Source organism: Paenibacillus peoriae KCTC 3763 (assembly GCF_000236805.1).
GTDB classification, from domain to species: Bacteria; Bacillota; Bacilli; order Paenibacillales; family Paenibacillaceae; genus Paenibacillus; species Paenibacillus peoriae.
Map to the genome: position 1 here is coordinate 189,432 of NZ_AGFX01000030.1, position 12,028 is coordinate 201,459.

Here is a 12,028-nt window from a genome sequence, read left to right on the forward strand (position 1 = left end):
GCTGAGCATGAAAAAATGGGTATTTCGCTATCGCTATGATATGGCGGCAATGATGTTGATGCTGATTGCCGTTGTTACATATCTTGCCCCCATCTATGGACCAGGGCAAATTGTGTTTAGCGACATTGCCTTTGGAGCCACCTCTCATCGGTATCTGGAAGAAATAACAGGGGTATGGAACGAACGATGGTCTACCTCGACCTTGTTCAATGCTCCACGTATCTTGTATATTTTGCCCTTCTATGTACTTTCACTGATATTTGACGAGAGCGGGCCGGTCTTGCTGAAGTCTTTTATCACGGGGCTGTTATTTATTTCGGCTTTTTCGATGTATGCCTTTGCCAAACGGCTGGTCAGTGTGTATTATTCACCGAGCTTTACGAAAACCCGTATTTTTGCCATTATGGTCGGTTCGTTGTTTTATGCGCTGAATCCGTGGGTTATTTTCCGCATTCAGCATATTTACTTGCTTTGTGGATATAGTTTGTTTCCGTTAATGCTGAGATTCTTTTTCAGTGCGGTTGATCCTAAATTTCAAATTCAACAAATTAAAAACTATCATCCGCACAAGCTGTATCAGCGGAACTGGATCGACCTGTTCCTGTTGGCTGCGGTATTCACCGTTAGTGCTGCGGCCATTCATTATTTTTTCTTCGGCATGATTTATTTGGGCTTGTTCACCATGCTGTTATTGATCAAGCTGACGTGGACCCACCGTAAGGCCGGACGCACTTATTTACAGCCGTTATACGGCAATTTTTTGCGTAAAGGTATTATTTTTGGTGTATTTTTTGGTCTACTCAGCTTTTATTGGTTGTCCTTGTATGTCGGCAGCATACTGATGGATGCTCAGGCATCTCAGCACAATATCAACGTCGTGGATACGTTGTCTCTGTTCAGCCGTAATAGCAGCTTATCTAATGTCGGTTATTTATTGAGCTATTGGTGGCCTATGTTCTCCTTTTCCTCACTGCCCGCCCTATTTTATGTCGGAGGAGGATTTTTACTGCTATTAATCGGTTATGCGATGGTAACCCGTTCACATAAAAATCCGATCATTCTGATTTTTTCATTGCTTACGGTGCTGTTTCTGGTCGCAGCTACCGGGACGACGTTTCCATCCATTGCCAAGTGGTTTGTCCTTTTGGTTACGAAGACTCCTGTGATTGGCTCGGTTTTCCGTGATCCCAATAAATTTATTGGTCTGATCGCTCTTAACTTTGGGGTGCTGCTGACCTTTGGCGTAATTCAGTTTATGGAATGGTTCGGATCATCGACATTGCAGCGTGTGTATAAAAGGCTGGCATTGGTTATCGTCGTCTTGTGTCTGGGTGTGTATTTTGCTCCCTTGCGTACTCAGTTCATTGAGGGGTACTACAAGCCGGTTCAAGTGCCAACGGATTATAGCCAAATGGCTGAAAAGCTGACGGACCCGGATCGTTATGACAGTAAGGCATTGTACTTTCCAATTGCCGACAATATGATCCAAAGCTATAACGGAGTAGCCACGCCCAAATGGAATAAAGGGAAGACTGCAACCGAGAAGGCGACCGGAGATTTCCAGGTATATTCTTCTCCCAAAAATACCATCTTCCATCATGAGGGAAATGACCCCGGGATTACGTACTATTTGAATTTTCTGCAATATGTTATGGACAATGGACTGAGCTCCCGGTTAGGCTGGCTGTTCTCCACCTTTGGCGCTAACCAGTTGGTCTACCATGATGAATATGTGGGACAGGAGAAGCGCCAGGATTTTCACCTGTCCCAGCTGGAAGGTCAGACTGGATTGAAGCGTACCTACAAAAACGGGCTATTTTCCATATTTAATCTGGATCAGGCACCGCCCTATATGAACATCCTGGCGAGTAAAATTGTGACACCTTACGGGTTTAGCCGATTGGAGAGCTACAGTCATATGCCTGGGTTTGATTTTAGTCGCTTCGGGGTGCTGTTCAGTACGTTAAAGCCTGAGCTGAACACAGTTCAGACGGTCAACAAAGGGGATTATGTGGAAGCGGCCTCCTTTAATGATTTGCTGTTGTCTCAGCTTCCGGCAGCGGATTACTTGAAGCCTTTTGATGCGATTGAGGATGGCAATGCCTTTTTGAAATGGTCCAAAACCTTTGCTTCGACCAGCGAATGGCTGTGGTATTTATCCTCCCAAGGTATACGGAACTTTCCGTTTGATATGGAAATGGATGCAGGGATTGCGGTCACCTTTGCCAGTAAAAAGCTGGATGTGGCCCCTTATCAGATGAGCAGCATCGAAGGGAACACAGTCGTGGATTTTGACTCTATGCTGAAGACGGAAACCTTTTTCAAGCCGGATAATCCGCAGTTGTTCAGTGTGCAGGCTAACCCCCGTGAGGAATTGAATGATGTGCCGACTTTGCACGGTGAGATTATGAAGGGGGACCCGAGTAATATATGGCAGGTCGCCAGATCCGGGCTGCTGGAAGCCAAGGAAAATAATCCGTATCAGTTCCAAATCACCGTTTCCGGTCGCGGGACGAACAAAATGCATGTAAAAATGAGGTTTTACGATAAGCAAATGCGTGAGCTGGGGGTTAGCTATGTTGTGGCGCCTTCAGAGGGATATAATTTTGACGGTGTAAAATTCTACGGGGAATATGTATCGCCGCCCGGCAGCTATTGGATGCGAATGGATTTGTTAACCCTGCAACGTCCACAGCAAAAAAACTATTGGTGGATTCACGATATCCAACTACGTGATTTGGGGAAATACAGCAAGCCTAATTCGTTTACCATGCATAAAAAGCTGGATCAACCGCAAACCTCGCATGTGTATGCCAGAGTGTTTATGAATAAGGCAGGCGGAAAATTGCAAGTCGCACTGCCGGACAGAGTGGTTGACATTAAAACCCAGGATGAGGGCTTAAACCAATTCCAATGGGTCGATCTGGGAGAGCATGCCTTTCCCAAAGGAGACACTCCGATCACGGTAACTAACCTGCAGGGCTTTAATGCGGTCAATCAATTTGCGATTGTACCTATAGATCAGCTGGATAAGCTGACTTTTCCGGTAGAGCAGGCGTTGAAGCGGGGCAAGCTCTTCTTCACCTTCGAGGCAGAGAACGATTTTAACGTCGAAGGGAATGTGCAGACAGAACGTGCTCTTCCACGACTCAGTATGGGCCGGGGAATCAGCTTTCAGAAAGGCACATTAAGCAGGAATGTGGATGTCGCCAAAACAGGCACTTACTCCACCGCTATTCTGGCTGATTTACCCTCCGGGTATCATGGGGCACTGACGATGAAATGGACAAATCAAGAGACAGGAGAGGTGCTGACAAGAACAATTCGTACAGGTGAGGAGTATAAGCGCTTGCCCACTACCTCTTCATCCGAACATCGGGTTATTGAAACGGTGCCCAATCAGGATGGTTTCTCCAAACAAATCATTCAGGTCCCTGATCTGCTGAATGATTATGGACGAGTAGAATTTAGGAATTTGTTTTTAACCAAGGGTAAGTACCGCTTAACACTTGTGCTGGACAGTCAGGTTCCGTCCTTGAGCAGCTTTGGAGATATTCATCGGATGGCTGGAGAGGAAGTGAAGGCGATGCCTGAGGAGGACACGAGGGAATCCCTAAGCAGCAATGTAGGCTGTGTGGCGGATATTCGGCCAGGTCAGACGAATCTGTCTTTGTCAGGTGAGGGGCTATCCATCCGTTATGCCCCAAGCTATTCTTGTGACTGGAACATTTATGCTTCCCAGAAAATGAAGGCAGAGCCACTACAAGAATATTCCGTGCAGCTGGATGCGCGGTCAGAGCAAATTGGGAGCCGGCATATGAAGGTCATTTTTTTGAATAAAGCCTCCCAAATTCTCCAAACCTCATATATTGACGAGGTAGAGGAGAGAGATAAGGAGCAATGGAATCATTATGATCAGATTGTAAAGGCTCCTGCTGGAACCGCCTTTATGCAGTTGCAGATTTTGGCACATGCGCACAAGAAGCAGTCAGGCTTGTTTCAGATGAAGAACTACTCCATCATTCCTTATCGAGCGATGATCACAGTGGATCAATTTACGTTGTTTGAGGGAACGGATATGGAAACCTTCTTTGTAGCTCCATATACTTCGGAAAGTATTCAGGCTACTCGTGAAAACTCCATGGAACGCAGCTTTACGCTATATAACCCAATGCATCAACAGGTGTTGATTCGGGAGACCGAGTCACCCAACCCGCTATGGGAGTTTAGACTGCAAGGCGAAAATCAGCGTGCTCGTCTGTCTGTGAATGGCGTGACTACCGGATTCATTACCGATGGCAATGGAAAAGGGAAAGTTGTCGTTATTCTGGCTTCCGCCTATCGTTTTGGCTGGGTACTGTTCATCATCGGGATACTCAGTGGAGCAGCTTGTTTTCTTCCTTATCGGCGATGGAAAAAGCGAAGGGTTCCATAAGAAGCAAGCTGCTCAGGGGAGAACTGGTGGCATGATACGGCTACATCTCGTATTTGTAGCCTCTGCCCCAGACAGTGCGGATATGCTGAGGATTTTTAGGGTCACGTTCTATTTTTTTGCGAAGGCTGGAAATATGTACGTCGATGGTACGATCCAGATAAGCGCCGTCTCCGCCTTTGATCCGATCCATCAGCTCGCTGCGCGTAAAGACTTTCCCTGGATTGGAGGACATCTCTTTTATAATGGAAAATTCGATTTGAGTGACTTCAATTTCCTCGTCATCGACTAACAGGCTATGACGGTAATCATTCACCCAAACTCTTACCTTTTTAATCTTAGGGGTTATCGTTTGCGATTCAGTGGGCATGTTGCTGCCACTCCGGCGCAGCAGGGCTTTGATGCGGGCATTCAACTCTCTTAGACTGAAGGGCTGGCATAAAAAGTCATCCGCACCGTCATCCAGAGCCTTTATCCTAATATTCAGCAAGGTGTTATTAGAGATGACTAGCATAGGAACCGTAGTAAATTGACGGATTTGACCGATCAGTGCACATTCGACCTTACCGGAAAACATCAGATCGGTCACAATGACATCAGGCTTAAAACGCATAAGTGTAGGAATGGCTAGTTTACAATCATAGACAATCTCGGTGAGATAACCTTCCTCCTGAAGATGTAAAGCAATCATATCTGCCAAACTTTTTTGATCTTCAATGATAATAATTTTTATGGGCATAACTCACATCTCCTGTATAAACAATAGCATTGCATAAGTATGTATTTTTCACAATAATACATACTTATGTATTCGGCAGAAATGCGAAAAACGAACAGTCTTAATTAGAAGAAAAAAATTTAATTTAGAGAAAGAAGGTTGCGTCTTTGCGAATGATCTTATTATCCGGGGGTTCGGGTAAACGTCTTTGGCCCTTATCCAATGTAAATCGTCCCAAGCAGTTTCTTTCCATCCTGCGCCATGACGAACGGCCCGAAAGCATGCTACAACGGATATGGCGACAGTTAGATGAAGCGAATTTGGCTGATGAGGCCTATTTTTCAACAAGTGGGACTCAGGCTGAGTTGATTCGGGGGCAAATTGGCGAAGATGCTGTGGTCATAGAGGAACCGACGCAGAGGGATACCTTCCCAGCCATTTCACTGGCTACAGCCTACTTGCATGACGTTGCAGGTGCCTCACGCGACGAAATCGTAGGTGTCATGCCGGTGGACGGATATGCGGGAGATGAATTTTTTGAGCATCTGCGCAGGCTCCCTTCTATTTTAGAGCAATCGGGGAGTGATATCGCACTGATGGGAGCAGCTCCGACCGAGCCCTCAGATAAGTACGGATACATTGTGCCTTCGTCATCTCCTTCGCCTGACCAGCTATTTTATAGAGTTAGCTCATTTGTGGAAAAGCCGGATCTCATCCGTTCGGAAGCATTGATCCGTGAAGGAGCTTTATGGAATTGCGGGGTGTTTGCTTTCAGGCTCGGTTTTTTGTTGGATATACTGGAGCAAAAGGGTTTACCAGCAGACTATAAATCTCTTTCGACAAATTATGCAGACTTGCCCAAAACCAGCTTCGATATTGCGGTAGTAGAACATACACGCAAGCTCTCCGTGCTTCCATACCATGGAGAGTGGAGGGATTTGGGAACCTGGGATTCGCTGGTGCGGGAGATGAGCTCAGAGCTGAGCGGTCCTGGCTATATTTCAGAAGCTTCACATGACTCGCATATTATCAATGAACTGGAGATTCCGGTCAGCATCTGGAATGTTCCGGGCATTATCGTCGTTGCCGGGCCCGATGGCGTGCTGGTTACGGATCGACAATCTTCTACAGGTATTAAGGATATGGTGGCCGAAATTGAAATCGGTCCGCGCTTTGAAGAGCGCTTCTGGGGGAAACAAACGGTATTATCCCACCAACAAGCGGCAGATGGATTGCAGACGGTTACCAAGCGTGTCGTCATTTCAGCCGGTAGATTTATCAGCTATCATGAGCATCAGTTCCGCAAAGAAGTCTGGACCATCGTCTCAGGCACTGGAAGCGTGTGTATCAGTGGCGTGACACAGAAGGTCAGCCCCGGTGAGGTCATCGTCGTAGAACCCGGTACAAAGCATTATATAGGGGCTGTAGAGGGAGATCTGGAATTCATCGAGTCACAAATCGGGCATATCGTATCAGAAACGGATATTAGCCGATATGAATTCCCCAATCCGGCCGACACTCAGGCAGCCTACAAATCGGGACCCAGATATTGATGAAAGTGACCAACAGCAGGGAGTTGGGAAGAGGGAAGAACTATTTTTCAAAAGTAGCTGATTTGTATATATCAAGAAAAGGTATTCATGCGTTAATTGCGTGAATACCTTTTTTTCGTATGAATAACCTGTTCGTGTACTGTGAATGCGTAGCACGGGGCTTATTGAATAAGCTTCTTGGAAATCAGCCACTCTTTTACGGCATCCGTACTGAGGTCTTTTTCAGGTGTCCATTCTATTTTATCAACCAGCTTGCCCTGTCTGAATTCTGCAATCGTAGGAGTGTATTTGACGTTGTAATCCGCTTTGAATTTATTCCATTGGGCTTTGTCCTGATGAATTTTATGGACGTTTAAAAATGTAATTTTCGAGCCCAGATCGTTTTCTTCGATCATTTTGTTAAATTTCGGTTCAAAGCGGTTGCAGTCACCACAGCTGGGTCTGCCAACATAGACGAACACACTTTGATCCTGCTGGATCAGTTTCTTAAAGCCATCCATTGTAACCGCATTTAAATAATCATAAATTTCGGGATAATTGCTCTTGCTCGCTTGAATCTCCTTGTCTTTCTGTTGAATCATTTGCTCCAGGCCCTGAAATTTAAATACAGCAGAAATCGCAATGGCAATCAGAAGCAATACAATGACACTTGATCCGGCGATATATGCTTTTTTCACAGAAATCCTCCTTTTTTTACAATATAACTATGAGTATAAATGATATTTCCATTTTTAACTGTAACACTTGTCTCACTTTGTAAGAAAAAAAGGAATTATGTCGTAAAAGCAAAAAAATGGCTGTTTGGGACAGCTCTTGTTTTGTTGAGTAGGATCGACTCAGGAAATGGAGGTGGACGCTTCGCGAACGGACCGTTGTTCCGTCCTCTCCGCTGCTTTAAGCGGAAAAAGTTTTGTACATTCAATATAGAGTGATCGGAACAGTGGCTCTTGCTTGTCCATAATTAATTGCTGCAGCAAGCGGCATTGAATCAAAAACGAAAAACAGCGATTCTCCAACCGGAGAATCGCTGTTTTTCAGTCTTGTTACGATTTGTCTGAAAGTTAAACGTTAGACTACTACAGTCAACAAGTAATCTTCACGTTTTACTTCAGATTCCATCGTGGTCAGTACATCCAGGTATTGTGCAGAATTGGTTACAATAACGGGTGTAGCCGTTGGGTAACCCGCCGCTTTAATTTGCTCGATATCAAATTCCAGCAGCAGCTGTCCTTGCTTCACCACATCGCCTTCTTTTACGCGCTTGTTAAAAAATTGTCCTTTCAGCTTCACCGTATTGACACCCACGTGGATCAGAATTTCTGCTCCGTCATTGGAAGTAATACCGATGGCATGTCCAGTTGGGAATACCGTCGTAATCGTTCCGTTTACAGGAGATGTCAGCACACCTTCTGTCGGGTCTATCAGAATCCCTTTACCCATTGCCCCTGAAGCAAAAGCGACGTCAGAGGATTGGTCCAAAGGCAATACTTTACCTTGCAATGGACTTACGAGAATTTCCTTCTCGATTGCCGCTTCTTTTTTCGCGGGTACAGTTTCTGTTTTGGCTGTTTCTTCTTTGGGATCATCAAAGCCCAGGCTCATAACTAGCAAGGCTGCAAGCCCAAAGGCAACGAGCAAGCCGATGACAAGCCACAAGAATCCAGTTCCAAAATAAGTAGGCAAGGCCAGCAAGCTAGGCAGGGAGAAGGATTTTGCAGTCGCTCCGCCGGAAGCGATAATAGCCCCGCCAATACCACCGGAAATACAAGCATAAATAAATGGCTTTTTCAATTTCAGCGTTACGCCATAAATCGTTGGTTCTGTAATCCCGAAAACAGCCGCCAGCGTGGAGGAACCTGCCAAAGCCTTCAGTTGCGTGTTGCGGGATTTCAGGAATACCCCCAATGTTGCACCAGCCTGAGAAAGTACGGCTGCTGTAAGCATCGGAAGCATCGTATCATAGCCCAATGTTGTGATATTAGACAGCATAATAGGAACGAAGCCCCAATGCACACCGAAAATAACAAATACTTGCCAGAACGCCCCGGCAACGGCACCAGCGATCAATGGGCTTAGATTGTATACCCAGGTAAAACCGCTTGCCAAGCCTTGGCTGATCAGGTTCCCTACGGGACCAAAGGCCAAAAACGTCAATGGAACAACGACCAGCAGTGAAAGCATCGGAACGATGATATTTTTAACCGATTGATGAATAAAGGAATTAAACCAGCGTTCTACATAAGATTGTACCCACACCGCCAGAATAATGGGAATAACACTAGAGCTGTATTTAATCAGAATGATTGGAATGCCGAGAAAAGCCAGTTTGGCCGGATTGTCTACCGCGGCAATCACATCCGGGTAGATGAGTGCTCCGGCAACTGCGACCGATACAAAGGCATTTGTCTTAAATTTACGGGACGATGTAATAGCCAGAAATATGGGCAGGAAATAAAATACGCTGTCTGAAGCGGCGTTCAGAATCAAGTACGTACCGCTTGTTTTATCAATCCAATTAAGGGACAAAATTAATGCCAGAATCCCTTTAAGCAAACCTGCCCCGGCAAGAGCACCGAGAGTAGGAGAAAAAATGCTGGAAATAATATCAACCGCTTTACCGAGAAAATTCGTATTTTCGGAGGACTCTCCCTTTTTCTCATTTGGATTTTCCGCATCCTGCAAATTGGTTTCCGCCATCATGTGTTCAAACACTTGACCTACATTGTTGCCGATAACAACTTGAAATTGACCGCTGCTTTCCACTACAGTAATGACACCTGGCGTTGCTTCCAGTGCAGCTTTATCCGCTTTGGTACGATCATTTAATTTAAATCTCAAGCGTGTAGCGCAGTGGAATACGGAATTGACATTCTCTTCGCCACCAACGAGGGTCACTATTTTTTTAGATAGCTCTTTATCGCTCATGTTCAGAACTCCTTATGGGTTATTCTTGCTATGGATAGGGCTTTCTGTTTACTTCATGTTGCTAAGATGCGCCGGCGTGCATCTTTTTAACCTTGTAAACAAGAAAAACCTAAACTCGTGGTGAAAACAAACGTACTCTTTCATAGAGGAACGCCGATTTCACCATCAGTTTAGGTTTTGCCTGCCTTACCAGTCACAATCCTTGAACGATGAAGATATGAAGTTTTTTAGTCTGTTATATTATTTCGCTCTGTCACGCGATGAATATGAATGGTCAAATATACATATTCATCCTTGCTTAAATATTGATCGTATGTTTTTTCCAGGTACTCATTGATCTTCTGGGCACATGCAAAGGCCTCAGTATACGTCTGCTTCACCTGGTTGTACAAAAATTCCTCGCCACTGTGAATGACCTCCTTGCGGATGACCCGCATCGCAAAATATTGCAGATGTGTCAAAAATCTGGAGTAGCTAAAAGAAGATTCATCCAGCACAATGCCGTAATGGTACGTGATAATGTTCAATATATGCTGAACGATCTCGGTCATTTTCAGTGTAGACTTCATTTCGTTGCCGTCGATCCGTGCGTTCACCATATGCAAAGCGATAAATCCTGCTTCATCTTCGCCCAGCTTTACTCCAAGCGTGTTTTCGATTTTTTGCAGGGCGTCCAGCCCAACTTCAAATTCTTTTTTGTAGAAGCGCTTGATTTCATACAGCATGGCGTTTTGAAGTGCCAGTCCTTTTTCCTGCCGTTGTACGGCAAAATGAATATGATCTGTCAACGTCAAATAAATGTTGTCGCTTAATTCCGTATCCAGCACTTCCGTTGCATGCTTTACGATTTCATCCACGACCTCCAGATGAGATACGGGAATATCGTTTAGCAGCTCGGTAAGTTTGGCCGTGAACTCGTTTTCATTTAACATGAAAATCTTATCTATTTTATCATCATCGACATGGTCGCCAGCCACCTTTTTGAAGGAAATGCCTCTTCCCATCACGATGACCTCTTTGCCTTTATCATTTTTAGTCAACAGGACGTTGTTATTGAGCACCTTCTCAATAATCATTGAAGTTCCCCCTCCCATCCTTTACCAATAAAAAATGCCCAAGCACAATTCAACACTATTGTTAGCAATAGCACTCAATTGAACTCAGGCATTGCCCGCATCACCGGTCACAATCCTTCGATATAGTGCTATTGTAGCACAAAAAAAAGCGATTTCAACATATTTTATTCTCTTTCGACAAAAAATATTTCACATCAAGGTCGTTTTGCCTAATTTGCAAGTAACGTTACCTATGTGGTTGTACGTTCAATCAGACTGTATTCCAGCGAGTGAAGCTCCATTTGGCGGCCGATTAACTGAGGCGATAGCATAAAAAAGGCATTTTGCGCCTGACCCATAATGGGATTCTGAATGGTTGTAATTCCCAACGTATGCGCCAACTCGGTGTTATCAAACCCAACAATTGCCAAATCTTCAGGGACGTTCAGCGAATGTCTTCGTGCTTCGCAGAGAATGCCAACTGCCACATAATCGTTAGCGCACAAAATAGCCTCTGGAAATTCATCCCGACGCTGCAGCAAATCACGTACGACCTGTTCGCCGTCACGGATATCATAGATGGAGGAATGATTCCAGTGTTGCAATACAGGGAGGTTATGCTCACTCATGATATGCTCATAGGCTCGTTGTCTGCTATGGGTATTGATGCTGCTCGGGCGGCCAAAGGCATTGGCAATACGAGTATAGCCTTTTTGGATCAGATGCTTTAGTGCCAGCATGTATCCCTCATACTGATCCATAGCGACCGAACGAATAGCCGTATGCTCCATTCGTTGCCATGACACGATCGGGCCGTACTTGCAGTAGGTGCTTAACAAATCGGTATCATTCACACAGGAAATGATGACCAGCGCATCGACTCTTTTTCTTTTCAAATCCTCAAAGGCCTGAAGCTCTTTCTTTTTATCTTCTTCGGAAGTATAAATGATGGTTTGAAAGCTGTACTGGCCCGCAATTTCTACAAAGCTGTCCAGAAATGCGAGAACAATTTCATTAATGGTTGAAGTGATAATGCCAATCTGCAGTGTTTGACCCTTGGATAAGGAAATGGCATTCCGATTGGGGACGTAATCCAACTCCTGCATTATTTTCAAAATTTTCGTTCTGGTTTCGTGACGGACATGAGGTGACTGATTTAACACTCTGGATACTGTAGCTTTGGAAAAGCCCGCCAGTTTGGCAATTTGATCAAGATTCGACATGATGCTTCTCCTCACATAAGAAAAAATACTTGACATGAAACGCGTTACAAAGATTAGTATACTTTTGAGGACATTACGTCTATTTTAAAGCATTTTTAAGTGTATTTCAAAAAGAATGGTCC

The 12,028-nt window shown here is 44.8% G+C and carries 7 protein-coding genes; 2 read left to right on the forward strand and 5 right to left on the reverse strand.

The features are described 5' to 3' along the window. Positions 1–7: 7 nt before the first annotated feature. Complete coding sequence (locus tag KQI_RS0116965; protein WP_010348040.1) at positions 8–4,435, forward strand: glycosyltransferase family protein; 4,428 nt, start codon at positions 8–10, stop codon at positions 4,433–4,435. 40 nt (positions 4,436–4,475) lie between these two features. Here KQI_RS0116965 and KQI_RS0116970 read toward each other — a convergent pair whose 3' ends face one another. Continuing rightward, positions 4,476–5,171 (reverse strand): response regulator transcription factor, encoded by a 696-nt coding sequence (locus tag KQI_RS0116970; protein ID WP_010348041.1) that lies wholly within the window; start codon positions 5,169–5,171, stop codon positions 4,476–4,478. Between the two features lie 152 nt (positions 5,172–5,323). Between KQI_RS0116970 and KQI_RS0116975 the strand changes: the two genes are divergently transcribed. After that, entirely contained in the window at positions 5,324–6,703 is a 1,380-nt protein-coding gene (locus KQI_RS0116975; RefSeq protein ID WP_010348042.1) for a sugar phosphate nucleotidyltransferase, read from the forward strand. A 161-nt stretch (positions 6,704–6,864) separates the two neighbouring features. Here KQI_RS0116975 and KQI_RS0116980 read toward each other — a convergent pair whose 3' ends face one another. The 4 genes from KQI_RS0116980 to KQI_RS0116995 all read right to left on the reverse strand — a co-directional run bounded on the left by KQI_RS0116980 (position 6,865) and on the right by KQI_RS0116995 (position 11,906). Continuing rightward, positions 6,865–7,380 (reverse strand): thioredoxin family protein, encoded by a 516-nt coding sequence (locus tag KQI_RS0116980; RefSeq protein WP_010348043.1) that lies wholly within the window; start codon positions 7,378–7,380, stop codon positions 6,865–6,867. A gap of 391 nt (positions 7,381–7,771) precedes the next feature. After that, positions 7,772–9,628 (reverse strand): beta-glucoside-specific PTS transporter subunit IIABC, encoded by a 1,857-nt coding sequence (locus KQI_RS0116985; RefSeq protein WP_010348044.1) that lies wholly within the window; start codon positions 9,626–9,628, stop codon positions 7,772–7,774. A 227-nt stretch (positions 9,629–9,855) separates the two neighbouring features. Continuing rightward, positions 9,856–10,704, reverse strand: coding sequence for a BglG family transcription antiterminator LicT (gene licT / locus KQI_RS0116990; RefSeq protein ID WP_010348045.1), 849 nt, complete (start codon positions 10,702–10,704; stop codon positions 9,856–9,858). Positions 10,705–10,934: 230 nt separating this feature from the next. Further along, the gene (locus KQI_RS0116995) at positions 10,935–11,906 is read right to left on the reverse strand and encodes a LacI family DNA-binding transcriptional regulator (protein ID WP_010348046.1); all 972 of its coding nucleotides are present in this window, start codon (positions 11,904–11,906) and stop codon (positions 10,935–10,937) included. Positions 11,907–12,028: the final 122 nt, after the last annotated feature.